The organism is Nocardia sp. 852002-20019_SCH5090214 (genome assembly GCF_001665865.1).
Classification (GTDB): domain Bacteria; phylum Actinomycetota; class Actinomycetes; order Mycobacteriales; family Mycobacteriaceae; genus Nocardia; species Nocardia nova.
In genome coordinates this window covers 19,846-45,494 of sequence record NZ_LZMK01000416.1, presented here as the reverse complement: position 1 = coordinate 45,494, position 25,649 = coordinate 19,846, and the positions used below count along the sequence as shown (strand labels likewise).

The window sequence follows — 25,649 nt, the reverse complement described above, 5'->3', positions numbered from 1 at the left end:
GCGGGCGGACCAGTCCATCCGCGATTCACTTTTCCCAATCGCGCCCCGCCTCGCGGCAATTTGCTCGGAATGTGCTCGCATTCGATATCTCGATCGGCATCCCCGATCGGCGGAGACCCGCCCGCGCGGCTGCCCTCCGCCGGTGCGATGCGACCGGCATAACCGCCCTCTACCACTGCTATCTTGTTCGCCATGGCTTCGGAATCCGCGGTACGACCGCGTCAACGGGCCCAGCATCTCGGCCCCGAACGCCGCCGCCCGCAGGTTCTGGATGCGGCGCTGCGCATCGCGGCGGACGAGGGGATCGCGGCCGTCACCATCGCCGCCGTGGCCGAACGCCTGACCGTGACCCGGCCGGTGGTCTACGCCTGCTTCGCCGATCGCGTCGAACTCATCAACGCCCTCATCCAGCGTGAGGAGGGGCTGCTGCTGGCCGGCATCATGGACGCCCTGCCGCCGCGCCGGGTGGAGGCCGACGAAGAGGTCTTCGTCGAGGGGTTCCGCGCCCTGCTGGAGACGGTCTCCAAACGCCCCGACACCTGGAAACTGCTGCACGGCAATCCCGATCCGGCGGTGGCGAGTTCGTTCGGACGTGGGCGCAGCTTCGCGGTCGAGCGCTGCGCCCGCCGGTTGCGGCCCACGCTGGAGGCGTGGGGAACCGTCGACGCGGAACGCAAACTGCCCGCACTGGTCGAGTTGTGGGTTTCGGCCGGTGAGGGCGCGGTGCGAACGCTGGTGACCGAGGGCGACAAGTGGACCCCGCAGGATCTGGGCGCCTTCGTGGGCGCGGCGGTCTACCGGGCGCTGCGCTCGGCCTGAGAGCTGTCGCGAAACCGCCGCTCGACTGGTATTTCTGCCGGCCGAAGTTCGCACTCTCCGGCAATCGGTCTAGCTAAAATGGAAATCGGCGTCCATTCGACCAGCGACCCGGCGGGAGAGCGGTATGGCGTTCTATCGGCAACTGGGATTCCTACCGGCGAAGCGGCACACCCAGCATCGTGACGAACGGGGGCAGCTGCTCTACGAGGAGCTGATGGGCGAGGAAGGCTTCTCCGGCGACTCGTCGCTGCTGTATCACCGCGGCCTGCCGCCGGCGATCGTCGACTCCTCGGTCTGGCGGCCGCCGAATCCCCGGACCGTGCCGAACCATCCGCTGCGGCACCGGCACCTGCGGCTGCACGAACTGTTCCCCGAGTCCGTACTCGCGCAGACCGACGTCGTGACGGGCCGCCGCCTGATCCTCGGCAACGACGACGTGCGCATCTCCTATGTGGCGGCGCTGCGCGAATCCCCCTTGTACCGCAACGCGATCGGTGACGAGCTGGTCTACGTCGAATCCGGATCGGGCGTGGTGGATACCGTTTTCGGGCGGCTGCCGGTGCACGCCGGCGATCACGTGCTGCTGCCGCGGGCGACCACGCATCGCTGGCGGCCGCAGGGCCCGGAACCGCTGCGCGGCTACATCATCGAGGCGACCGGACATATCACCGCACCGAAGCGGTATCTGTCCGCAAGCGGCCAGTTCCTGGAGAATTCGCCGTACTGCGAGCGGGATCTGCACGGTCCCGCCGAGCCGCTCCAGGAGTCCGGCACCGAGGTCGAGGTGCTGGTGAAACATCGGCCCGGCGCCGAAATACTCGGCACCCGAATGGTGTACGCCCATCATCCGTTCGACGTGGTGGGGTGGGACGGCTGCCTGTACCCGTACACCTTCGATATCGCCGATTTCGAGCCGATCACCGGCCGGATTCATCAGCCGCCACCGGTGCACCAGGCCTTCGCGGGGACGAACTTCGTGATCTGCGATTTCGTACCCCGCAAGGTCGACTACCACCCGCTGTCGATTCCGGTGCCCTACTACCACTCCAACGTCGACTCCGACGAGATCCTGTTCTACTGCGGCGGAAACTACGAGGCGCGGCGCGGTTCCGGTATCGGACCGGGATCGGTCTCGGTGCATCCGGGCGGATATGCGCACGGTCCGCAGCCGGGCGCCTACGAGCGCAGTATCGGCGTGGACTATTTCGACGAGCTGGCGGTGATGGTCGACACCTTCCGCCCGCTGGGGCTCGGCGAGGGCGCCCTGGCCTGCGAGGACCCGGATTACGCGTGGACCTGGTCGGGCCGCGGGCCGAGTTCGGAGCGGGCGTGAACGCCACGGTCCGGCTGGAGGTGTCCGACGATGCCCCGTTCGGGCCGGACAACCTGCCCTACGGGGTGTTCGCGCCGCCCGGCGGCGATTTCCGAGTCGGCGCCCGGATCGGCTCGGATGTCGTGGATCTTTCTGTGTTGCTGGATGATTCGACGTTCGCGCGACCCGATCTGAACGCTTTCCTGGCCCAGGGGCCACGGCGTTGGCACACGGTGCGCGAACGGCTGCGGGAGGCGGTGCGCGGGCCACTGCCCGCGGCGGTGATCCATCCGCTCGCGTCGGTGCGATCGAAGCTCCCGATCGCGATCGGCGACTATGTGGACTTCTACGCGAGTATCGACCACGCCACCCGGCTCGGGCGGTTCCTGCGTCCCGGCGGCGAACCGCTGCTGCCGAATTGGCGACACCTGCCGGTGGGTTATCACGGGCGCGCGGGCAGCGTGGTGGTCTCGGGCACCCCGGTGGTCCGGCCCTGCGGACAGGGCCGGACCAGCTCGGGCGCAACGGAATTCGCGCCGTCCGCACGGCTGGACATCGAGGCGGAACTCGGCTTCGTCGTCGGCGCCGGTTCCGAGCTCGGGACATCGATCGCGGTGGACGCGTTCCCCGATCATGTTTTCGGCGTGGCGCTGGTCAACGACTGGTCGGCCCGCGACATACAGGCCTGGGAGGGACAGCCGCTCGGCCCGTTCCTCGGCAAATCGTTCGCCACCTCGCTGGCGGCGTGGATCACGCCGCTCGCCGCGCTGGAATCCGCCCGGATCGCGCTGCCGGAACAAACCCCGGAACCCCTTCCCTACCTACGGGGACAACAGGATTGGGGGTTCGACATCGACGTGCGCGTGCACTGGAACGGCGTCCCGGTGAGTGCGCCGCCGTATCGGGCGATGTACTGGTCGGGGGCGCAGATGCTGGCCCATCTGACGGCCAACGGCGCCGGCACCCGGCCCGGCGACCTGTTCGCCTCCGGCACCATCTCGGGTCCCCGCCGGGATCAGAGCGGATCGTTCATCGAACTCTCCGGCAACGGCGCCGAACCCGTCGACGTCGGCGGCTCCGAGCGGACCTTCCTCGCCGACGGGGATACGGTCCTGCTGACCGCGACGGCCCCTGGCCCCGGCGGCTCACCTATGGCGTTGGGTGAGGTCAGCGGCCGGATCCTGCCCTCTCGCCGCTGATCGGCGGGGTGTCACCCTCCTGGCAGACACAACCGATAATTGTGCAGCGCGACTACAATGTGAGAGACGTCACAGCACGGAGCGCGTCTTCCCCAACCGTTCGGTGCGGTGAACACCATCGGCAGCGTGGCTTACGAGGAGCAGCTATGCGCGAATACAGCCTGCCGGCCCTACAGGAAGTTCCCCCCGGCGCCACCCTCGGCGACCTTGTTCACCGCAACGCCGAAAAGTATCCCGACGTCGCGGTCATCGCTCGAAAACGCGACTCCCGATGGGAGGATCTGACCGCGGTCGAATTCCTCGCCGAGGTGCGAGCGGCGGCCAAGGGCCTGATCGCCAGTGGTATCGAGCCGGGCGATCGGGTGGCGATCATGTCCCGCACCCGGTACGAGTGGACACTGCTCGATTTCGCCCTCTGGTGCGCCGCGGCCGTCACCGTTCCGGTATACGAGACGTCCTCCGCCGAACAGGTGCAATGGATACTCTCCGATTCCGGAGCCGTCGCGGTGATCACGGAAACCGCCGCGCATACGGCCGTCGTGGGCAAGGTGCAGGAACAGGTGCCCGATCTCGCGCACATCTGGGAGATCGAGGCGGACGCGGTCGCCACCCTCGTGCGAACCGGCGCCGATGTCACCGACGCCGCGCTGGACGAACGGCGCTCCGCGATCGCCGGGGACTCTCTCGCGACCATCGTCTACACCTCCGGCACCACCGGCCGGCCCAAGGGATGCCGGATCACCCACGGCAACTTCCTGGGCGAACTGAGCAACGCGACCGCCCGCCTGCCGCAGTTGTTCCGCACGGGCGAGTCGTCGGTCCTGCTGTTTCTGCCGCTGGCCCATGTGTTCGGGCGGATCGTCGAGGTGGCCGCCGCGCTCGTGCCGATCAAGATCGGTCATGTCGGCGACGTCAAGAACGTCACCGACGAGCTGGGCACCTTCCGGCCGACGCTGATTCTCGGCGTACCGCGGGTGTTCGAGAAGGTCTTCAACACGGCGCGCACGCAGGCGCAGTTGACGCATCGGGGCCGGATCTTCGACATCGCCGCGGATACGGCGATCGCCTACAGCCGCGCCTTGGATGCCGACCACGTCCCGCTGGGGCTGCGATTACGCCATCAGCTGTTCGACCGTTTGGTGTATCGCAAGCTGCGAGCCGCGCTCGGTGGCCGGGCCACGCACGCCCTCTCCGGCGGTGCTCCACTCGGCGAACGCCTGGGGCACTTCTTCCGCGGCGTCGGCTTCACGGTGCTGGAGGGTTACGGGCTCACCGAAACCTCCGGAATCGCCACCTTCAACCCGGACGACCGGCCGAAGATCGGAACCGTCGGCCAGCCGGTGCCGGGCACGACGGTTCGCATCGATGAAGACGGCGAGATCCTGCTGCGAGGTCCCCAGATGTTCCCCGGCTACTGGAACAACCCCGTGGCCACCGCGAACACCTTCCGCGACGACTGGTTCGCCACCGGCGACATCGGCTCACTCGACGACGAGGGCTACCTGGCCATCACCGGCCGCAAGAAAGAACTCATCGTGACGGCCGGCGGCAAGAACGTCGCCCCGGCGGTGATCGAAGACCGCATTCGAGCCCACGCCATCGTCGGCGAAGTCGTGGTCGTCGGCGACGCCAAACCTTTCGTCACCTGTCTGGTCACCGTCGACAGCGAGCACTTCCCGATCTGGAAGCAGCTGCACGGCAAACCCTCCGAGGCCACCCTCGAAGACCTCGATTCCGACCCGGAGCTGCTGAGCGCGATCCAGGCCGCCGTCGACGACGGCAACGCGGCCGTATCCCGAGCCGAGGCGGTCCGGAAGTTCAGGCTGCTGCGCACCGAATTCACCGAGGCCAACGGCTATCTCACCCCGTCCCTCAAACTCAAGCGCAACGTGGTCCTGCGCGACTTCGCCGAGGAAATCGAGGCACTGTATTCGACGTAGCAGGGCCGGTTCGACTACCGAGTCCGATTCAGGGGCCGATCGCGGGGGCAGTGACGCGCCCCACGGTCGCGCGGTACCCTCGGCCGGGTACCACATCGTGCCAACGGGGGCTCGCACCAGCGGGCTGAGAGGACGGCTAGCCCATTCGGGCGGATCGAGGGCCGTCGACCGTACGAACCTGACCGGGTAATGCCGGCGTAGGGAGGATTGAGCTCACATGTCGTCGAACCATGTCACCACCGGCCCCATTGCGGGCAGCGCAAAGCACTACGAGCAGATCGACGCCGACGGGACGACGTTGCGCATCCCGGTCCGCCGGATCAATTTGACCAACGGCGAACACTTCGACGTCTACGACACCTCCGGGCCGTACACCGACGATTCGGCGACGATCGACCTGGAGGCCGGACTTCCGAAGCTCCGCGCCGGCTGGACCGAACCGGAGGTGCCGGGCCCGCGCACCCAGCTGGCCTGGGCCAGAGCCGGCGCGATCACCGCCGAGATGCGGTATATCGCTGCGCGCGAAGGTGTTTCGCCGGAATTGGTTCGCGACGAGGTGGCCGCCGGCCGGGCCGTGATCCCCGCCAACCACAACCATCCCGAATGCGAGCCGATGATCATCGGCAAGAAGTTCGCGGTGAAGATCAACGCCAACATCGGCAACTCCGCGGTCACCTCCTCGATCGCCGAAGAGGTGGAGAAGATGGTGTGGGCCACCCGCTGGGGCGCCGACACCATCATGGACCTGTCCACCGGTAAGAACATCCACGAGACCCGCGAGTGGATCCTGCGGAATTCGCCGGTACCGGTCGGCACCGTGCCGATCTACCAGGCTCTGGAGAAGGTGAACGGCGATCCGACCGAGCTGACCTGGGAAATCTATCGCGACACCGTGATCGAGCAGGCCGAGCAGGGCGTGGACTACATGACCGTGCACGCCGGGGTGCTGCTGCGGTACGTACCGCTGACCGCCAAGCGCGTCACCGGCATCGTCTCGCGCGGCGGTTCGATCATGGCGGCGTGGTGTCTGGCCCACCACCAGGAATCGTTCCTGTACACGAACTTCGCGGAGCTGTGCGAGATCCTCGCGAAATACGACATCACCTTCTCGCTCGGCGACGGACTGCGGCCCGGTTCCATCGCGGATGCCAACGACGAGGCGCAGTTCGCCGAACTGCGCACCCTCGGCGAGCTGACCAAGATCGCGAAATCCCATGGCGTGCAGGTGATGATCGAGGGCCCGGGCCACGTCCCGATGCACAAGATCGTGGAGAACGTGCGGCTCGAGGAGGAGCTGTGCGAGGAGGCGCCGTTCTACACCCTGGGCCCGCTCGCCACCGACATCGCACCGGCCTACGACCACATCACCTCGGCGATCGGCGCGGCGATCATCGCCCAGGCCGGCACCGCGATGCTCTGCTACGTCACCCCGAAGGAACATCTGGGGCTGCCCAACCGCGACGATGTGAAGACCGGCGTGATCACCTACAAGATCGCCGCGCATTCCGCCGATCTCGCCAAGGGGCATCCGCGGGCGCAGGAACGCGACGACGCATTGTCCAAGGCGCGCTTCGAATTCCGCTGGCACGACCAGTTCGCGCTCTCGCTGGACCCCGACACCGCGCGGGAGTACCACGACGAAACGCTGCCCGCCGAACCCGCCAAGACCGCTCACTTCTGCTCGATGTGCGGCCCGAAGTTCTGCTCGATGCGGATCTCCGCCGATGTGCGCGAGTACGCGGAGAAGCAGGGACTCACCGACGTGGAGGCGATCGAGGCCGGTATGGCCGAGAAGTCGGCCGAATTCGCCGAGGCCGGTGGAAAGGTCTATCTGCCGGTCGTGTCCTGACAGCGAAAGCTGTTGTGCCGTAACGGTCCGGCCGTTACGCTGCGCGCGCCGACGCCCGCTCGCCGCCAGGGCGTGCGTCGGCGCCGCAGATGTGCCGCACGCCCGCGACTCATCACTCGATGTTCGCGAGCGTCCGGATTCCGGTGAGGATCACGCGGACGCCGTGGTCGAATTCGTCGTTCGGATCGATCGAGGACAGCGTGGTGACCAGGTGGGCCGTACGCGGATAGCGATCGGGGTCCACCGCCCGGTCGAGGTGGGCGTAGGGATTGTCGGCACCGTAGTCCGCGCCCGTACGCGCCTGCTCCTCGATCACGAAGCCGACCGTGTAATGCAGGACGATCGGGAAGACCCACCCGGCCTGATCGGCGGAGAAGCCCGCGTCCTCCAGTGTGCGTAGCGTCAATTCCATTGTGCGCCACATCGATTCGTCGCTGACGTAGGTACCGGCGAGCAGTCTGCCGCCATCGCGGTGGCGCAGCATCGAACGCCGCAGCCGCCCGGCCAGTTCGGCGATCCAGTCCTGCCAGCTCTCGCCCCGGCGCGGCCCCTCCACGCGGTCGACCGCGGCGGTGAAGACCGCGCGCGCCATCACATCGAGCAGTTCCTGCTTGTTCTTGACATGCCAGTACAGCGCCGGCGCCTGCACGTTCAGCGCCGACGCCACCTTGCGCATGGTCAGCCCGTCGAGCCCGGTCTCGTCCAGCAGCTCCAGCGCGGCCGCGCCGATGACGTTGGCGTCGAGTTTCATCGCACCTCCCAGTCGATTGCTTGACAGCTTAACAACGTTCTGGTCTCCTTAACGACGTTAAGGCTTTAACAACGTTAAGGAGCGGGTCGTGCACACAACCGAGGTGGTCGTCGCAGGTGGCGGGCCTACCGGCCTGATGCTGGCGTACGAATTGCGGCTGGCCGGGGTCGAAGTGGAACTGCTGGACGCGCTGCCGGCCCGCACCGGCGAATCCCGGGCCGGAGGTATTCACGCGCGCACCATGGAGATCCTCGATCAGCGCGGCCTGCTCGACGAGCTGCTGCGTCAGGGACGCACTCTGCCGCGGGGGCATTTCGGCGGACTTCCGCTCGACTTCAGCGACTTCCACACCCGCTTCCCGTACACGCTCGCGGTGTTGCAGTCGGTGATCGAGCGCGAGTTGGACCGTCACGCGACGGCGGCCGGCGCGCCCGTTCAGTGGGATTCGCCGGTCACGGGATTTCGTCAGGACGATTCCGAGGTGGAGGTCGAGGTCGGCGGGACCCACCCCCGCCGTATCCGCGCCGCTTACCTGGTCGGCTGCGACGGCGGGCGCAGTGCGGTGCGCAAGCTCGCGGGCATCGGCTTCGACGGTACCGACGCGACGGTGACGGGAATGATCGCCGATGTCGAACTCGCCGCTCCCCCTGCCGAGTTGTTCTTCGGCGCCCGGGGCGCTACCGGCGACTATTCCGTGATCCAGTTCGAGCCAGGGTGGTACCGGCTGATCGCCCAGTGCCACGACCGGGTGCGCGAGCGGGGCAGCGAGTTGATCTTCGACGAATTTCTCGGCGCATTCACCGAACTCGCCGGCACCGATTTCGGTATGCACAGCCCGCGGTGGGTCACCCACTACGGCGATGCCGCCCGGCAGGCCGATCGCTACCGCGTCGGCCGGGTGTTCCTGGCCGGCGATGCCGCGCACATCCATTTCCCGGCCGGTGGCCAAGGCCAGAATCTGGGTCTGCAGGATGCGGCCAACCTGGGCTGGAAGCTGGCCGCCGTCCTGCGCGGCAATGCCTCCGACGCGCTGCTGGACACCTACGAGTCCGAACGCCGGCCGATCGCCGCACGGGTACTGCAGAACACACGCGCCCAGACGGCGCTGTCACGACCTGGCGCACACGTGGACGCGTTGCGCGACAGCATGTCCGACCTCCTCGCGATCGACGAGGTCCGTCATCGCCTCGGACTCATGATCACCGCGCTCGACATCCGCTACGACTGCGATGACCACCATCCGCTGTGCGGCCGGCGTGTTCCGGATTCCGACATCGTGACTGCCGACGGCCCCGCCCGCGTCCATGAACTGCTGCGCCCGGGGCGGCCGATCGTGTTGGTGCGCAACGCAGCCGAGGTGCCCGATATCAGCGACTGGAAGGATCGGGTGGACATCGTGTGCGCACAGGATCGGGGCGCCGAATGGACCGTTCCGGGCCTCGGGCCCGTTCCGGCACCCACGCATACCCTCATCCGCCCGGACGGCTATATCGCCTGGGCCGCAGTCGATTCCAGCACCGAGGGGTTGGACGCGGCGCTCACCACCTGGGTCGGCGCGAATACCGCAGTGCGGTGAATTCGACGGCTACTTCCGGGGCTGCCAGCGCGCGGTGAAATCCTCGGGTTGCGGTGCGGGGCCGGGGAGTTCGCCCGGGGTGCGCAGACCGTCGAGCAGCAGGGCGAGCATGCGATGACGCAGTTGCGTGGTCCGGGTGGGATCGGGGAGGACGATCGCCGCGCACGCCTCCAGCACCAGGCTCAGGTCGGCGACCGTCACCCCGTCGCGCACGGCGCCGGAAACCGTTGCCCGGCGCAGTATCTCCTCGTTCAATGCTGCCGAGCGCCGCACCTGAGGGGCGAAGGATTCGTCCGGCGTGAAGGTCCCGGCCAGTCGCACGGTCAGCGAATGCACATCGGCGTCGACCACCCGGCGCAGGAATTCCGCCAGCACGTCCGCATCCGCCGGCAACTCCAGCGCGGCCGCACCCTCGGCGTTGTAACGGCACAGCCCCTGGTAGCAGAGCGTGCGCAGCAGCGCCTCCTTACTCGGATAGCGGCGATACAGCGCGCTGATCCCCACCCCGGCCCGTTCGGCGACGGCCGAGATCGGCGCGGTCGCATCGGCGAGGAAGACCGCGCGGGCGGCGTCGAGGATGATCCCGTCGTTGCGCGCGGCCTGCGCCTTGCGGCCGGGAAGCGCCTGGTGAGCTGGGGCGTCGGCTGATTTCGGCATGATCGCAGCGTAGCACTTGAAACGGAATGATCCGTTCTGATACGGTCTGAACAGAACGAAACATTCCGTTCCAGAGGGAGACGATCATGACCATCCGCCCGTTCCACATCGACATCCCGCAGGACCGCCTCGACGACCTCGCCGATCGGCTGCGCCGGGCGCTGTGGCCGAACGAACTGCCCGGTGTCGGTGACGCCTACGGTGTGCCGGGCTATCGGGTGCGCGCGCTCGCCGAGTACTGGCTGAACGAATTCGACTGGCGCGCAACGGAAGCCCGGCTGAACGCCTATCCCCAGTTCCGCGCGGAGATCGACGGCGCGGACATCCACTTCCTGCATGTCCGCTCGTCGCGGCCGGATGCCCTGCCGGTGATCCTCACCCACGGCTGGCCCGGTTCGGTACTGGAGTACCTGGACGTGATCGAGGCGCTCACCGAACCGGAATCGCCCGACCATCCGGCCTTCCACGTGGTCGTGCCGTCGCTGCCGGGTTTCGGCTTCTCCGGCCCGACCCGCAGCACCGGCTGGGACACCCAGCGCACCGCCCGGGCCTGGGTGGAGCTGATGGATCGGCTCGGCTACCAGCGCTTCGGCGCGATCGGCAACGACGGCGGGTCGATGATCTCCCCGGAGATCGGCCGGCTGGCCGGTGATCGCGTGGTGGGGGTGCACGTGACGCAGTTGTTCTCCTTCCCCTCCGGCGATCCGGCGGAATTCGAGGGCTTGTCCGAAGAGGACCTGGGGGCGCTGGCGCACCTGCAGTGGTTCCATGACAACAAGATGGCGTTCAACATCCTGTGCAGCCAGCAACCGCAGACACTGGCCTACGCGCTCAGCGACTCCCCGCTGGGGCTCTTGGGCTGGAACGCACAGCTTTTCGGTGAAAGCCTCGATCCGGAATTCGTGATCGGCAATATCGCGCTGTACTGGCTCACCGGCACCGCGGCCTCCTCGATCCGGTTCTACTACGAGAACGCCCACGCCACCGCGCATCCGGACGGGCCGACCACCACCCCGACCGCGCTGGCCATGTTCGCCGGCGATTTCCGCTCGATCCGCCGCTTCGCCGAGCGCGACCACAAGAACATCGTGAGCTGGAATTCCTACGACGTGGGATCGGTGACCGGCGGACCCAACGACGCGGCCGGACACTACGCCGCGCACGAGGCACCGGAGGTGCTGGTCGGCGACATCCGGACGTTCTTCGCCCGGGTCCGGTGAATCCCCGCGGCTGAGCAGTCGGTACGACTGCTCAGCCGGGGCGCCCTACCGCTGCTTCTTCCCCGCGACCGTCGTCTCGACACCCGATGAGGTGACGCCCTTGGCCTTCTTCTCCGCTCGCTTCTCCTTCAGCGACTTGCCGGACTTCTTGGACATGGTGCTGCGCGGAGATTTATCGGACATGAGGGTCCTTTGTTTGGCAGGATTCGAATGATCCTGTTGGCTCGACCGTACGCGCCGGACTCCCGCATCGGCGTAATGCGCCATCAGCACGGCCGCGTGGATGACCACGCTGCGGTCGCGTGCCGGCGCGTCGTAGGGTCTGTCTCGTGAAACTGCTGCCGTTGCCGGAACCGGGTGCTACGCCGGTCCGGGTGCTGACGATCGCCGGAACCGACTCCGGGGGCGGGGCCGGAATTCAGGCCGATTCGCGGACCATGGCGCTGCTGGGGGTGCACGCCTGCGTGGCGGTGGCCGCGGTGACGGTGCAGAACTCGGTGGGGGTCAGTGGCTTCCACGAGATCCCGCCGCAGACCGTCGCCGATCAGGTGCGGGTGGTGACGGGCGATATCGGGGTCGCGGCCGCCAAGACCGGCATGCTGGCCTCGACCGCCATCATCGAGGCGGTGGCGCAGGTCTGCGACGAGGTCGGTATCGGACGCGACGGCACGGTGCCGCTGGTGGTCGATCCGGTGGCGGCCTCGATGCACGGCGACCCACTGCTGCATGCGGAAGCCCTGGACGCACTGCGCTTGGTTCTCATTCCGCGCGCCACGCTGGTGACCCCGAATCTGGACGAGGTGCGGCTGCTCACCGGCATCGCCGTCACCGACGACCGCACCGCCCGCAAGGCCGCCGAGGCGCTGATCGCACTCGGCCCGCGCTGGGCCGTCGTCAAGGGCGGCCACCTGCGCTCCTCCGAATTCAGCACCGATCTGCTGTTCGACGGCGAGCGCTTCCACGAGCTCACCGCGCCCCGCATCACGACCGGTAACGATCACGGCGGCGGCGACACCCTGGCCGCCGCCTCCGCCTGCGCCCTGGCACACGGCTACCGGGTGCCGGAGGCGGTGGCCTTCGCCAAGGAGTGGACCACGCGCTGCCTGAAGGACGCCTACGACCTCGGCGCCGGCCACGGTCCGGTGTCGCCGCTGTGGCGGCTGCGCGAGAACTGAATTCGCCTCACGACCAGGCCGGACGAACCGGCGCGCTCCCAGGAAGCTCACAGGTCGGACGCAGCGCTGCCCAAGGCTGATCGCCGAGATTGGGATCATGACCGAGACAGCGATGGCGTTCCAGGCGGCCACCACCCCCGACTCGACGCGCACACCGGTGCTCGAGGTCGTGATCCCGGTGTACAACGAAGAGCGCGATCTCGCCGGTTGTGTCCGCCGGCTGCACGCTTTCCTGCGTGACGGATTTCCGTTCTCGACCCGAATCACGGTGGCAGACAATGCCTCCACCGATTCCACGCTCGCCGTGGCGCGCGCACTCGCCGAGGAGCTGCCCGAGGTCGAGGTCGTCCACCTCGACCGCAAGGGCCGCGGGCGCGCGCTGCGTGCGGTGTGGGAGGCCTCGAAGGCACAGGTCGTCGCATATATGGACGTCGACCTGTCCACCGACCTCAACGCCCTGCTGCCGCTGGTGGCCCCGCTGGTCTCCGGACATTCCGATCTGGCGATCGGCACCCGGCTGGCGAAATCCTCGCGGGTGGTGCGCGGCCCCAAACGTGAGATCATCTCCCGCTGCTACAACCTGATTCTGCGAGCCTCGCTGCAGGCCCGGTTCTCCGACGCCCAGTGCGGATTCAAGGCGATGCGCACCGATGTGGCGCGCCGGATCCTGCCGCTGGTCGAGGACGGGGAATGGTTCTTCGACACCGAACTGCTGGTGATCGCCGAACGCGCCGGGCTGCGCATCCACGAGGTGCCGGTGGACTGGATCGACGATCCGGACAGCCGCGTGGACATCGTCGACACCGCCCGCAAGGATCTGCTCGGCGTGTGGCGGGTGGGCCGCGGCCTGGCCACCGGCGCGCTGCCGATCAACGAGCTGCGCGCCGCCATCGGGCGGGAACCGCTGGTGGACGGGGTGCCGCTGGGCATGGTCGGGCAGCTGGTGCGCTTCGGCATCATCGGTGTGCTCTCCACCCTGGCCTACATGCTCCTGTACGTGATGTTGCAGGCCGTGGTGGGCGCCCAGCCCGCGAACTTCGCCGCCCTGCTGATCACCGCGGTCGCCAACACCGCGGCGAACCGCGCCTTCACCTTCGGCGTGCGCGGCTCGGGCAATGCGGTCTCCCATCACTTCCAGGGCCTGCTGATCTTCACCTTCGCCTGGGTGCTGACCAGTGGTTCGCTGTTCGCCCTGCACCGGTGGGCGCCGGACGCGTCCGTGCACGTGGAACTGCTGGTACTGGTGGTCGCGAACCTGGTGGCGACGCTGACCCGATTCGTGGGACTGCGCTGGGTTTTCCGCAACGCGGTCGCCGGCAGCGCCGTCGAGGACATCGCGGTCGAGGACATCGCGGTCGAGGACATCGCGGTCGAGGACGTCGCGACGGCACAGGCCTCGACGGAACCGCGGTGACCACCACCCTCATCCGGCCGATGTCCCCGGACGCGTCGGCCGCCCCGCCGTCGCCGGCTACGGACCGGCCACGGTGGGAGCGGCCGGCGCTGACCGCGCTCCTGCTCACGACAGCCGTCGCCTACCTGTGCAACCTGAGTGCCAACGGGTGGGCGAATTCCTTCTATGCGGCTGCGGCACAAGCGGGTTCGGTGTCGTGGAAGGCGTTCCTCTTCGGTTCCTCGGATGCCGCGAACGCGATCACCGTGGACAAGACCCCGGCCGCCCTGTGGCCGATGGATCTGGCGGTGCGGGCGTTCGGGCTGTCCAGTTGGAGCCTGCTGGCGCCGCAGGTGCTGATGGGCGTGGGCGCGGTCGCGATGCTGTGGGCGACGGTGCGCCGGCCGTTCGGGCCGGTGGCCGGTCTGCTCGCGGGCGCGGTGCTCGCCGTGACACCGGTGGCGGCGCTGATGTTCCGGTTCGACAATCCGGATGCGCTGCTGGTCCTGCTGATGGTGGCGGCATGCTGGGCCATGACACGCGGGCTCGAGGACGGGCGGCTGCGGTGGCTGGTGCTGTGCGGCGCCTTCATCGGATTCGGCTTCCTGGCAAAGCAATTGCAGGTGTTGCTGGTGGTCCCCGCCCTCGCGATCACCTACCTGATCGCCGGCCCGCCACGTCTGGGCAAGCGGATCGCGCATCTGGGCGCCGCGGCGGCGGCCATGGTCGCCGCCGCCGGCTGGTGGATTCTGCTCGCCGAGCTGTGGCCGGCCGATTCCCGGCCGTATTTCGGTGGTTCCCAACACAATTCGGTGCTGGAGCTGACCTTCGGATACAACGGCCTGGGCCGGCTCGACGGCGACGAGGTCGGCAGCCTCGGCTCGCACGGCGGCGGATTCTGGGGCGAGAGCGGGCTGACCCGGCTGTTCCAGCCCGCCCAGGGCGGTCAGATCGCCTGGCTGCTTCCGGCCGCGCTGATCCTGCTCGTCGCGGCGATCGTTCTGCGCGGCAGAGCATCCCGCACCGACCATCAGCGCGCCGCGCTCGTGATGTGGGGCGGCTGGCTGCTCGTGACCGCCCTGGTGTTCAGCTTCATGCGGGGCATCTTCCACCAGTACTACACGGTGGCGCTGGCCCCGGCGATCGCGGCACTCGTCGGTGCGGGGACGACGCTGCTGTGGCGGCGCCGGGAACGGCCGTGGGTCCGAGCGGTCGCCGCGGCGACGATGGCGACGACGACCGCCACCGCGTGGATGTTGTTGTCGCGCAACATCGAATTCGTACCGTGGCTGCGATGGCTGGTGCTGGTCGGCGGGATCGCGGTCACCGTCGCGCTGCTGTCGCCTGCGCCGCGGCGGATCGCTGCCGCGCTGGCGATCGCCGCGGGCCTGGTCGGCGCCGCAGGTCCGCTCGCCTATACCGTCGACACCCTCGCGACCGCGCGTACCGGGCCGATTCCCAGTGCCGGGCCCCGGATGCCGATGCACGTTCGTGCGGGTACGCGGATGCCGTGGGGGCAGAACTCCGGCGCCGAGGGTTTCGGACCGGGTACGCACGGTGGCCGGGCGGGCGGGCCCGCCGCGGGCCCCTGGGGACGCGACAACCCGGGCGGCAACGCGATGCAGGTCAGCACACCGAGCGAGAAGTTGACCGCCCTGCTGGACCGCGACGGCGAGGCCTACGAATGGGTCGCGGCCACGGTGAGCTCGAACCGGGCGGCCGGATACCAGCTCGCCACCGAACTGCCGGTCATGGCGATCGGCGGATTCAACGGCAGCGATCCCGCCCCGACCCTGGACCAGTTCCGCGACCACGTGGCGGCGCTGGATATCCACTACTTCGTCGCCGGTGCGGATCGCGGGCCGGGCGACGGTGCGGCGGATTCGACGGCGGCGCGGATCACCGCCTGGGTGCGGCACCATTTCACCGCACAGAACGTGGACGGGGTGACGATCTACGACCTGACCGTGCCGCGATGAGCGAGCCGACCCGCGAACGAAATGTGCTCCCGGAAACGACATGTGCTCCCGGAAACGACAATGCCCGCCCTCGAAAGAGGGCGGGCATCGCGTTGTTGTAGCCCCGACGGGATTTGAACCCGCGCTACCGCCTTGAGAGGGCGGCGTCCTAGGCCGCTAGACGACGGGGCCGAGAACTTCGCTCCGGGAACCGGAGCCCGGTCAGCTTATCGGTCCCGGGCGGCGGCACCAAATCCGGTGTTCACATACCGTCGATCTCAGAACGGCTTGCCCTGGATGAGCCCGAAGATTCCGGCGATGAAGAACAACGGGATGAACAGCGCGGTCGCCACCGGGTCGCCGTTGAGATATCCCTGCCGAATACCTTCCAGAGCTGCCGCAGAACCCGAATCCATGATCGATTCCCCTCGCTCGATATCCGATGAATTTGTCCGGCTACGGTAGCGTGGCGCGGCGCTGTTCCCACCGGCGGGCATGGGTCAGTGCGGGGTGTGCAACCCCATGTGCAGGGTCGCCGCCCATTGATGCACGATCTGTTTGCGCCGGACCGAGTCATCGGTCAGAACGTCGGCCAGGCCGAGGCCGCGCGCCATGTCGAGGGTGGCCTGCACGAGGTGGTGGGCGACCGGGTCGGAATCGTCGACGCCGAGGGCCTCGACGGCCAGGCGATGCGAGATGCGGCCGAAGTGGGCCTCCAGCGGCACGATGCGTTCGCGCAACACCGGATCCGCCGCGGCGTGGGTCCACACCTGCAGCGCCGCCTTGAACAGCGGAGTCGTATAGGACTCGACCAGCTGCGCCACCACCGCCTCGGTGCGGCCGACGCCCTGCGCCACCTCGGTCACGGCCGCCGCCTCGGCCTTGGACTGCGCCATCCGGGTGTCGAACATGTACTCGAGGGCAGCGGTGATCAAATCCTCCCGGGTGGGGAAATGATGTTGGGCCGCCCCGCGCGAGACCCCGGCCCGTTCGGCGACCACCGCGACAGTGGCCGCCGCCCAGCCCATTTCGGCCAGACAGTCGATGGTCGCCTCGAGCAATCGCTGACGGGTGGCCCGGCTGCGGTCCTGCTTGGGTTCGTGCGATGCGGTCATGATCGGTTCATTCTGCCCAGCTGGGTGGGCGACGCTGGAAGAAGGCCGTCATCCCCTCGATCACCTCGGGTGTGCCGAAGAAACTGCCGGAACGTTTGGCCAGCTCATCGGCGGTGCGATCGAATTCCGCGACGATGGACGCATTCACCAGCCGCTTACTTTCGGCCAACCCCTGCGGGGACCCCTTGCGCAGTTCGCCGCACAGGCGGGCCACCTCGGCAGCGGCATCGGCGGCCGCGACGGTGATCAATCCGATCCGCTCGGCCTCGGCCGCGTCGAAGGTCTCTCCCGTCTGGTAGTAGCGGGCGGCGGCCCGGGAGGTCAGCCGCGGCAGCAGTGTGAGCGAGATCATGAACGGCGCCAGGCCCAGCCGCGCCTCGGTGAGCGCGAAACTGCTCGACGGTCCGGCGACGGCGATATCGCAGGCGCCGACGATGCCCATCCCACCCGCACGCACATTGCCGTCGACCTGCGCGACCACCGGTTTGTGCAGTTCGACGATGCCGCGCAGCACGTCGATCATCCATCCGGTGCGGATATCGGCGGCCGCGGCCGGATCGGCGTCGAGCGCCTCCTTGAGATCCGCGCCGGCGCAGAACGTATTACCGGTGTGGGTGAGGATCACCCCGCGGGCCCGCTCGTCGGCGCCGGCCTTGCGCAGTCCGTCGAGCAGCTCCCGAACCAGCTTCGAGGACAACGCATTCCGATTGTGCGGTGAATCCAGCGTGACCACCGCGAAGCCGTCGCGCACCTCGTATCGCACGAAAGGCGTTTCGGTGCCGCCGGTTTCGGTGATCTCGGTGCCGGTTTCGGTGCCGGGGGTTTCGCTCACGTGCATTCCTCCTCGTCCGGTTCGGGTGGGTGTGCTCGGCCGGGCCGCGCAGGGGCGGCCCGGCCGGGTCACCGCTCAGTACGACTTCGGCAGACCCAGCGAATGCTGGGAGACGAAGTTCAGGATCATTTCCCGGCTCACCGGTGCCACCCGCGCGATCCGGGCCGCGCCGAGCATGCCCGCGAGACCGATATCCGCGGTCAGGCCCGAACCACCGTGCGTCTGGATGGACTGATCCAGGGCCTTGATACTCGCCTCCGCCGCAGCGTATTTCGCCATGTTGGCAGCCTCCGCGGCACCGAAGTCGTCGCCGGAATCGTAGAGGACCGCGGCCTTCTGCATCATCAGCTTGGCCAGTTCGAGTTCGATCTTCACTTGGGCCAGCGGATGCGAAATGCCCTGGTGCGCCGCGATCGGCGTCTTCCAGACCTGCCGCTCCCGGGCGTATTCGACGGCTCGGTCGATGGCGTAGCGGCCCATGCCGACCGCCATCGCCGCACCCATGATGCGCTCGGGATTCAGACCGGCGAACAGCTGCGCGATGGCGGCGTCCTCCTGGCCCACCAGCGCGCTGCCGGGCAGCCGCACATCGTCGAGGAACAATGTGAACTGGTTGTCCGGCTCGATGATGTCCATCTCCTGGCGGTTCTTCTGGAAGCCGGGAGTATCGGTCGGGACGATGAACAGGGCCGGCTTCAACTTGCCGGTCTTGGAATCCTCGGTGCGCGAGACGATCAGCACCGCCTCGGCCTGATCCACACCGGAGATGAAGATCTTGCGGCCGTTCAGGATCCAGTCGCCGCCGTCGCGCCGCGCGGTGGTGGTGATGTTGTGCGAGTTGGAGCCGGCATCGGGTTCGGTGATGCCGAACACCATCTTCGACGAGCCGTCGGCCAGCTTGGTCAGCCAGTACTGCTTCTGCTCCTCGGTGCCGTACTTGGTGATGATGGTGCCGCAGATCGCGGGCGAGACCACCATCAGCAGCAGGCCGGCGCCCTGGGCGGCCAGTTCCTCCATCACCAGCGCCAGCTCGTAGATTCCGGCGCCACCGCCGCCGTACTCCTCCGGCAGGTTCACGCCGAGGAAGCCGAGTTTGCCGGCCTCGTCCCACAATTCGTCCAGCGGTTCGTTGCGGCGCGCCTTCGCGGAGACGTAGTCGCGGTAGTTGTACTTCGCGGCGAGCTTGGCGACGGCCGCCCGCAACTGCTTCTGTTCGTCGGTTTCGATGAAACTCATGGAAATTCTCCTGTTGTGGGCGGCTATCCGGCGGTGACTTCGGCCGGTGCGGAGGTGGTTTCGGCGTGGACGACCGCCAGCACGGCGCCGACGTCGACCTGTTGTCCGGCAACTACATTCAGTTCGGTGAGCACACCGGCCGCCGGGGCGGCGATGGTGTGTTCCATCTTCATGGCCTCGAGCCAGAGAATCGGCTGTCCCTTCTCGACGGCGGCGCCGACCTCGGCACCCAGCCGGATCACCGAACCCGGCATCGGCGCCAGCAACGACCCCTCGGCGACCTGGTCGGCCGGGTCCGAGAAGCGCGGGAGCCGGCGCACCGCGACCGGGCCGAGCGGCGAATCGACGGCCACCAGGTCGCCGTAGCGAGCGACCTCGAACCGCCGCCGCACCGAGCCACGCTCGCCGGGCACACCCAGGACCACGACATCCGGTGTGGCCTCGATCAGTTCGAGTCCCGCATGGCCCTCGACCTCGAGCCCGGAGCGGGCCAAGCGGTACCGCACCTCGTGTGTCCCCGACACCCGGCTCTCGTAGGACTTGCTCTGCGCCTGCGAGGGCAGATTGCGCCATCCGCTCGGCAGCGCCGCGCCGACGCGCGCTCGCGCCCGGTTGGCGGCCGCGTCCGCCAGCGCCGCCGCGACGATGGACAGCGCCTCGTCGTCCGCCGAAACCAGCGGCGCGGCGAGATTTTCCAGTCCGTGCGTGGCGAAGAACGCGGTATCGGTATCACCGGCGAGGAAGGCCGGATGCCGCAGTACCCGGACCAGCAGGTCGCGGTTGGTGACCAGACCGTGAATGCGGGCCCGCTGCAACGCGGCCGCCAGCAGATGCGCCGCTTCCTCGCGGGTGTCGGCATAGGAGATGACCTTGGCCAGCATCGGGTCGTAGAACACCCCGACCGCCGAACCGTCCACCACACCGGAGTCCAGCCGCAGACCCGGCTCGGTCAGGACGGCGAATTCGGCTGTGCCCGGCGCGAATTCGATGCGATGCACCGCACCGCTCTGCGGCTGCCAATCGTGCGCCGGATCCTCCGCGTACAGCCGCACCTCGATGGAGTGGCCGCGCAGGGGCGGCGGGTCCTGCGGCAGCCGGTAGCCCTGCGCCACCTGCAGCTGCAGCCGGACCAGATCCAGGCCGGTGGTGCATTCGGTGACCGGATGTTCCACCTGCAGGCGGGTGTTCATCTCCAGGAAGAAGAAATCGCCCTGCTCGTCGGCGAGGAATTCGACCGTGCCCGCACCCTCGTAGCCGATCGCCTCGGCGGCGAGGCGAGCCGCCTCGAACAACCGCTCCCGCATCCCCTCGACCCGCTCCACCAGCGGCGACGGCGCTTCCTCGACGACCTTCTGATGCCGCCGCTGAATGGAACATTCGCGCTCGCCCACCGCCCAGACCCGGCCGTGGGTGTCGGCCATCACCTGCACCTCGATATGGCGGCCGGTTTCCAGGTAGCGCTCGCAGAACACCGTCGGATCGCCGAAGGCCGATTCGGCCTCGCGCCGGGCGGCCTCGAGCTGTTCCGGCAGGTCGGTCAGCGAGCGGACCACACGCATACCGCGCCCGCCACCTCCGGCCGACGCCTTGATCAGCACGGGCAGCATGTCCGCGGTGACCTCGGCCGGATCGAGTTCGGCCAGTACAGGAACGCCCGCGGCGTCCATCATCTTCTTGGATTCGACCTTCGAACCCATCTGCTCGATGGCCGCGACCGGCGGCCCCACCCATGCCAGGCCGGCATCGATCACCTGCCGCGCGAATTCCGCGTTCTCGGAGAGGAAGCCGTAGCCGGGATGGATCGCGTCGGCGCCCGCGGCACGGGCGGCCTCGATGATCAGATCGCCGCGCAGATAGGTCTCGGCGGGGGTGTTGCCGGTCAGCCGGATCGCCGCATCGGCCTCGGCCACATGCGGTGCGTTCGCATCCGCGTCGGAATACACCGCGGTCGTGGCGACGCCCATACGCCGGCAGGTCGCGAACACCCGACGGGCGATCTCCCCGCGGTTGGCGACCAGGACGTTCGTGATCGGCCCTACTGTCATCTCAGACCTCACATCCGGAAGACGCCGAAGCCCTCGGCGCCCTTGATCGGGGCATTGTGGATGGCCGACAACGCCATTCCCAATACCGTGCGGGTGTCGCGGGGGTCGATGACACCGTCGTCGTAGAGCCGGCCCGACATGAACATCGGCAGCGATTCGGCCTCGATCTGGGCCTCGATCATCGCGCGCATGCCCTTGTCGGCCTCCTCGTCGAATGCCTGGCCGCGTGCTTCGGCGGCGGCCCGGCCCACGATGGAGATCACGCCCGCCAGCTGCGCACCGCCCATGACGGCGGATTTCGCACTGGGCCAGGCGAAGACGAAGCGCGGATCGTAGGCGCGCCCGCACATGCCGTAGTGCCCGGCACCGTAGGAGGCGCCCATCAGCAGCGAGATATGCGGCACCTTCGAATTGGAGACGGCGTTGATCATCATCGCGCCGTGTTTGATGATGCCCCTCTGCTCGTATTCCTTACCCACCATGTAGCCGGTGGTGTTGTGCAGGAACAGCAGTGGGGTGTTCGACTGATTCGCCAGCTGGATGAACTGCGCGGCCTTCTGCGCCTCCTCGGAGAACAGCACGCCGCGGGCGTTGGCGAGAATGCCGACCGGATAGCCGTGCAGCTCCGCCCAGCCGGTCACCAGGCTGGAACCGTAGAGCGGTTTGAATTCGTCGAAATCGGATCCGTCCACCACCCGGGCGATGACCTCGCGCGGGTCGAACGGAATCTTCAGGTCGGTGGGCACGATGCCGAGCAGTTCCTCGGAATCGTAGAGCGGTTCGATCACCTCGGCGCGCGGGCGCGGGGCGGGTCCGGTCTTGCGCCAGTTCAGCCGTCGCACGATGGAACGGCCGATCCGGATGGCGTCCTGTTCGTCGGCGGCGAGATAGTCGGCCAGACCCGAGGTGCGGGCGTGCATCTCGGCTCCGCCGAGCGATTCGTCGTCGGACTCCTCACCGGTCGCCATCTTGACCAGCGGTGGACCGCCGAGGAACACCTTGGAGCGTTCCTTGATCATGACGGTGTAGTCGGACATGCCGGGAATGTAGGCGCCACCGGCGGTGGAGTTGCCGAAAACCAGTGCGATGGTGGGGATTCCGGCCGCGGAGAGCCGGGTGAGGTCGCGGAACATGCGACCGCCCGGAACGAAAACCTCTTTCTGCGTCGGCAGATCGGCGCCGCCGGATTCCACCAGGCCGATCACCGGAAGCCGGTTCTCCAGCGCGATGTCGTTCATGCGCAGGTTCTTCCGCAGCGTCCACGGATTCGACGTGCCGCCGCGCACGGTCGGATCCGGGGCCACGATCATGCATTCGACGCCCTCCACGATGCCGATTCCGGCGATCACCGAGGCGCCCACGTGGAATTCGCTGCCCCAGGCGGCCAGCGGCGCCAGTTCCAGGAACGGCGAATCCTCGTCGATGAGCAGTTCGATGCGCTCGCGCGCGGTGAGCTTGCCGCGCTTGCGGTGGCGCGCCATCTTGTCCGGGCCACCGCCCGCGATGTTCTTGGCGTATTCGGCTTCGACCTCGGCCAATTTCTCGGTCATGGCGTCGGCGGCGGCGCGGTAGTCCGCCGAATTCGGGTCGATGGCTGTACGGAGAGTGCTCAAGATTGGTACCCCAATCGCTTGGCCGCGAGGCTGGTCAGGATTTCGTTGGTGCCGCCGCCGATGCCGAGGATGCGCACATCGCGGTAGTGGCGCTCCACCTCGGATTCGCGCATGTATCCCAGGCCGCCGAACAACTGAACCGCTTGGTGGGCAACCCATTCCGCGGTCTCCACCGCGGTGTTCTTGGCGAAGCACACCTCGGCGATCAGATCGGTTTCCCCGTCCGCCGCGCGTTCGGCCACATGCCGGGTGTAGACGCGGGCGACGTCGATGCGGCGCGCCATCTCCGACAGCGTGTTCTGCACGGCCTGCCGGCTGATGAGCGGGCGGCCGAAGGTCTCGCGGTCGCGGCACCACTGCAGGGTCAGATCCAGGCAGCGCTGCGCATGCCCGTAGGCCTGCACCGCCAGCCCCACCCGCTCGCTGACGAAAGCCTGTGCGATCTGGGCGAATCCGGAGTTCTCCGCGCCCACCAGATTCGACACCGGCACGCGCACGTCGACATAGGACAGTTCGGCGGTATCGGAGGCCAGCCAGCCCATCTTCTCCAGTTTGCGGCTGACGGTGAAGCCGGGCCGGTCCTTCTCCACCAGCAGCAGCGAGACACCGGAGGCGCCGGGCCCGCCCGTGCGCACGGCCGTCACGACGTAGTCGGCGCGCACGCCGGAGGTGATGAAGGTCTTCGACCCGTTGACCACGTACTCGTCGCCGTCGCGCACCGCGCTGGTGGTGAGGTGGCCGACGTCGGAACCGCCACCGGGTTCGGTGATGGCCAGTGAGCCGATCTTCTCCCCCGCCAGGGTGGGCTTCACCCAGCGTCCGATCAGTTCGGCGTTGCCGGACGCGGCCATGTGCGGCACCGCGATACCGCAGGTGAACAGGGATGCGAACAGTCCGCCCGAGCAGCCGGCGTAGTGCATCTCCTCGGCCACGATCGCGGCGTCGATGCCGTCGCCGCCCGCGCCGCCGACCGCCTCCGGAAACTGGATCCCGAGCAGTCCGAGCGCGCCCGCCTTCTTGTGCAGTTCGCGGGGGATCTCGCCGGCCCGCTCCCACTCGTCCAGGAAGGGCAGCACCTCGCGCTCGGCGAAACCTCGTACGGTAGCGCGTAATTCACGCCGCTCGGGCGTCTCCCAGACACTGGTCACGGTAGTAACTCCACAGGTATGTCGAGGTGGCGGGACCGCAGCCATTCGCCGAGGCCCTTGGCTTGTGGATCGAATCGGGCCTGGTAGGCGACGCCGAGGCCGAGCAGGTCCTCGACGATGAAGTTCACCGCTCGCAGATTCGGCAGGACGTGCCGGGTGACGGTGAGCTTCGCGGTCTCCGGCAGCAGCGACCGCAGTGTGTCGACGGTGAGGGTGTGCACCAGCCAGCGCCACTGGTCGTCGGTGCGTACCCAGACCCCGATATTGGCGTTTCCGCCCTTGTCACCGCTGCGGGCGAGAGCGATGGAACCCAGTGGGACCCGGCGGGTTTCACCGGGCGGCAGGGGCTGCGGCAGCTCGGGTTCGGCCACCTCGTCCAGTTCCCGGGTCTGCGCGGGCGGGGCGATCGCCACGCGCGAGCCGTCGGGAAGGACCGCGGTGTGCGCGACCTCGCCCGCGTCGACATAGCCCGCGGTGTAGACGCCGTAGGGCGCACCGTCTCCGGGCGGTGTGGTCATCGTGAAGCCGGGATAGCTGGCCAGTGCCAATTCGACTGCGACGCTGGAGAACGCGCGTCCCACCTTGTGCGGGTCGGGATCGCGGACCACGCAGCGCAGCAGCGCGCTGGCCTGTTCCTCGGTCTCGGCGTCGGGACGGTCCAGCCGCGCCAGCGACCAGTCGAGTTCGGCCGGACGCACCGGCAGCCAGCTTTCCAACTGCCGTTGCGCCAGTGCGGCTTTGGCCTCGATGTCGAGTCCGGTCAGCACGAAGGTCATCTCGTTGCGGAAGCCGCCCAGGGTGTTCAGCGAGACCTTCAGCCGGGGTGGCGGCGCCTCACCGCTCACGCCGCCGATCAGCACGCGGTCGTCACCGTCGGCGGCGAGCCGGATGCTGTCGAGGCGGGCGGTGACGTCGGGTCCGGCGTAGCGCGCGCTCTGGATCTCGTACATCAGCTGCGCTTCGACGGTGTCGACGGTGACCGCGCCACCGGTGTTCGCGTGTTTGGTGATGACGCTACTGCCGTCGCGGCGTACCTCGGCGATCGGGAAGCCGGGCCGGTCGAGATTCTCGATCTCGGTGAAGAACGCGAAGTTGCCGCCGGTGGCCTGGGTGCCGCATTCGATGACGTGTCCGGCGACCACCGCACCGGCGAGGGCGTCGAAATCGTCTCGGGCCCAGCCGAAGTGGGCGGCCGCCGGTCCGACGACCACGGAGGCGTCGGTGACCCGGCCGGTGACGACGATATCGGCCCCGGCGTTCAGCGCCTCGGCGATACCCCACGCGCCGAGGTAGGCGTTGGCGGTGAGCGGTGCGCCCAAGCCCAGTTCCTGGGCGCGCGGCAACAGGTCGTCACCTTCGACGTAGGCGATCTTCGGGGTGAGGCCGAGCTTGCCGGCCACCTCGGCGACCCGCTGCGCCGATCCGGCCGGATTGAGTCCGCCCGCGTTCGCGACGATGCGCACGCCGCGTTCGAGAGCCAGGCCCATGCAGTCCTCGAGTTGCCGCACGAAGGTCTTGGCATAGCCGAGTGCCGGATCCTTCATCCGGTCGCGGCCGAGGATCAGCATGGTCAGTTCGGCGAGATAGTCACCGGTGAGCACGTCGAGTTGCCCACCCTCGAGCATCTCGCGCATCGCGCTCAACCGGTCGCCGTAGAAGCCGGAACAGTTGCCGATCCGGAGGACCTCCGGGTCGGCGCCGAGACTCGTCATCTGCGCGGCGCCTCCTCATGCGACGTGCCTGCCGCAGCGCCTTCGCTGCGTCGGGTTCAAGGGTCACATCGGGTATGGAAAAAATCAAGCCTGCGTGCT

21 protein-coding genes, 1 tRNA gene and 1 riboswitch are annotated in these 25,649 nt (G+C 68.2%); of the genes, 10 read left to right on the top strand and 12 right to left on the bottom strand.

Annotated features, from left to right (window positions below):
- Window positions 1-192: 192 nt before the first annotated feature.
- The 5 genes from A5780_RS34810 to thiC all read left to right on the top strand — a co-directional run bounded on the left by A5780_RS34810 (window position 193) and on the right by thiC (window position 7,119).
- Window positions 193-819 carry a TetR/AcrR family transcriptional regulator gene (locus A5780_RS34810; RefSeq protein WP_064911176.1) on the top strand — a complete coding sequence of 209 codons (627 nt, stop codon included), beginning with the start codon at window positions 193-195 and terminating at the stop codon, window positions 817-819.
- A 124-nt stretch (window positions 820-943) separates the two neighbouring features.
- Window positions 944-2,152, top strand: coding sequence for a homogentisate 1,2-dioxygenase (locus A5780_RS34805; protein ID WP_063015236.1), 1,209 nt, complete (start codon window positions 944-946; stop codon window positions 2,150-2,152).
- Window positions 2,149-3,330 (top strand): fumarylacetoacetate hydrolase family protein, encoded by a 1,182-nt coding sequence (locus A5780_RS34800; protein ID WP_231983194.1) that lies wholly within the window; start codon window positions 2,149-2,151, stop codon window positions 3,328-3,330. Before A5780_RS34805 ends, A5780_RS34800 begins: the two co-directional genes overlap by 4 nt.
- Window positions 3,331-3,476: 146 nt before the next feature.
- On the top strand, window positions 3,477-5,270 hold the full coding sequence (locus tag A5780_RS34795) for a long-chain fatty acid--CoA ligase (RefSeq protein ID WP_064911175.1): 1,794 nt from the start codon (window positions 3,477-3,479) through the stop codon (window positions 5,268-5,270).
- Between the two features lie 93 nt (window positions 5,271-5,363).
- Window positions 5,364-5,491: riboswitch (TPP riboswitch) on the top strand.
- On the top strand, window positions 5,488-7,119 hold the full coding sequence (thiC, locus tag A5780_RS34790) for a phosphomethylpyrimidine synthase ThiC (RefSeq protein WP_064911174.1): 1,632 nt from the start codon (window positions 5,488-5,490) through the stop codon (window positions 7,117-7,119). Its footprint overlaps the riboswitch before it by 4 nt.
- 112 nt (window positions 7,120-7,231) lie before the next feature.
- Here thiC and A5780_RS34785 read toward each other — a convergent pair whose 3' ends face one another.
- A complete protein-coding gene (locus A5780_RS34785; protein WP_064902977.1) occupies window positions 7,232-7,870 on the bottom strand; it encodes a TetR/AcrR family transcriptional regulator C-terminal domain-containing protein in 639 nt (212 codons plus the stop codon).
- A gap of 88 nt (window positions 7,871-7,958) precedes the next feature.
- Here A5780_RS34785 and A5780_RS34780 point away from each other — a divergent pair, with 88 nt between their 5' ends.
- Window positions 7,959-9,446 (top strand): FAD-dependent monooxygenase, encoded by a 1,488-nt coding sequence (locus A5780_RS34780; RefSeq protein WP_082976901.1) that lies wholly within the window; start codon window positions 7,959-7,961, stop codon window positions 9,444-9,446.
- Between the two features lie 9 nt (window positions 9,447-9,455).
- Here the strand turns inward: A5780_RS34780 and A5780_RS34775 are convergent, their stop codons facing one another.
- On the bottom strand, window positions 9,456-10,103 hold the full coding sequence (locus tag A5780_RS34775) for a TetR/AcrR family transcriptional regulator (protein WP_063015240.1): 648 nt from the start codon (window positions 10,101-10,103) through the stop codon (window positions 9,456-9,458).
- A gap of 86 nt (window positions 10,104-10,189) precedes the next feature.
- On the opposite strand from A5780_RS34775, the gene A5780_RS34770 reads away from it, so the two are divergent.
- On the top strand, window positions 10,190-11,323 hold the full coding sequence (locus tag A5780_RS34770) for an epoxide hydrolase family protein (RefSeq protein WP_064911172.1): 1,134 nt from the start codon (window positions 10,190-10,192) through the stop codon (window positions 11,321-11,323).
- 45 nt (window positions 11,324-11,368) lie between these two features.
- Here A5780_RS34770 and A5780_RS41545 read toward each other — a convergent pair whose 3' ends face one another.
- Complete coding sequence (locus tag A5780_RS41545) at window positions 11,369-11,506, bottom strand: hypothetical protein (RefSeq protein WP_169812419.1); 138 nt, start codon at window positions 11,504-11,506, stop codon at window positions 11,369-11,371.
- A 146-nt stretch (window positions 11,507-11,652) separates the two neighbouring features.
- Between A5780_RS41545 and thiD the strand changes: the two genes are divergently transcribed.
- The 3 genes from thiD (at window position 11,653) to A5780_RS34755 (ending at window position 15,870) form a co-directional block, all read left to right on the top strand.
- Window positions 11,653-12,498 carry a bifunctional hydroxymethylpyrimidine kinase/phosphomethylpyrimidine kinase gene (gene thiD, locus A5780_RS34765; RefSeq protein ID WP_064911171.1) on the top strand — a complete coding sequence of 282 codons (846 nt, stop codon included), beginning with the start codon at window positions 11,653-11,655 and terminating at the stop codon, window positions 12,496-12,498.
- Between the two features lie 112 nt (window positions 12,499-12,610).
- Window positions 12,611-13,912: a bifunctional glycosyltransferase family 2/GtrA family protein gene (locus A5780_RS34760; protein ID WP_231983195.1), complete on the top strand. Its 1,302-nt coding sequence runs from the start codon at window positions 12,611-12,613 to the stop codon at window positions 13,910-13,912.
- 20 nt (window positions 13,913-13,932) lie between these two features.
- Window positions 13,933-15,870 carry a glycosyltransferase family 39 protein gene (locus A5780_RS34755; RefSeq protein ID WP_181068656.1) on the top strand — a complete coding sequence of 646 codons (1,938 nt, stop codon included), beginning with the start codon at window positions 13,933-13,935 and terminating at the stop codon, window positions 15,868-15,870.
- Between the two features lie 98 nt (window positions 15,871-15,968).
- On the opposite strand, the gene A5780_RS34750 is transcribed toward A5780_RS34755, so the two are convergent.
- From A5780_RS34750 to A5780_RS34715, 9 genes are all read right to left on the bottom strand, one after another.
- Window positions 15,969-16,041: transfer RNA gene (locus A5780_RS34750), tRNA-Glu, on the bottom strand.
- Window positions 16,042-16,127: 86 nt separating this feature from the next.
- Window positions 16,128-16,265 (bottom strand): hypothetical protein, encoded by a 138-nt coding sequence (locus A5780_RS41540; RefSeq protein ID WP_167355071.1) that lies wholly within the window; start codon window positions 16,263-16,265, stop codon window positions 16,128-16,130.
- Window positions 16,266-16,349: 84 nt separating this feature from the next.
- Window positions 16,350-16,964 carry a TetR/AcrR family transcriptional regulator gene (locus tag A5780_RS34745; RefSeq protein WP_063030014.1) on the bottom strand — a complete coding sequence of 205 codons (615 nt, stop codon included), beginning with the start codon at window positions 16,962-16,964 and terminating at the stop codon, window positions 16,350-16,352.
- A gap of 7 nt (window positions 16,965-16,971) precedes the next feature.
- Entirely contained in the window at window positions 16,972-17,760 is a 789-nt protein-coding gene (locus A5780_RS34740) for an enoyl-CoA hydratase family protein (protein ID WP_064911183.1), read from the bottom strand.
- Window positions 17,761-17,871: 111 nt separating this feature from the next.
- On the bottom strand, window positions 17,872-19,032 hold the full coding sequence (locus A5780_RS34735) for an acyl-CoA dehydrogenase family protein (RefSeq protein WP_030516607.1): 1,161 nt from the start codon (window positions 19,030-19,032) through the stop codon (window positions 17,872-17,874).
- A 23-nt stretch (window positions 19,033-19,055) separates the two neighbouring features.
- Entirely contained in the window at window positions 19,056-21,077 is a 2,022-nt protein-coding gene (locus tag A5780_RS34730; RefSeq protein WP_064911169.1) for a biotin carboxylase N-terminal domain-containing protein, read from the bottom strand.
- 8 nt (window positions 21,078-21,085) lie between these two features.
- Window positions 21,086-22,627 carry a carboxyl transferase domain-containing protein gene (locus A5780_RS34725; RefSeq protein ID WP_193615617.1) on the bottom strand — a complete coding sequence of 514 codons (1,542 nt, stop codon included), beginning with the start codon at window positions 22,625-22,627 and terminating at the stop codon, window positions 21,086-21,088.
- 59 nt (window positions 22,628-22,686) lie between these two features.
- On the bottom strand, window positions 22,687-23,883 hold the full coding sequence (locus A5780_RS34720) for an acyl-CoA dehydrogenase family protein (RefSeq protein WP_064911168.1): 1,197 nt from the start codon (window positions 23,881-23,883) through the stop codon (window positions 22,687-22,689).
- Window positions 23,835-25,550 (bottom strand): acyclic terpene utilization AtuA family protein, encoded by a 1,716-nt coding sequence (locus A5780_RS34715; RefSeq protein ID WP_064911167.1) that lies wholly within the window; start codon window positions 25,548-25,550, stop codon window positions 23,835-23,837. Before A5780_RS34715 ends, A5780_RS34720 begins: the two co-directional genes overlap by 49 nt.
- Between the last annotated feature and the right edge of the window lie 99 nt (window positions 25,551-25,649).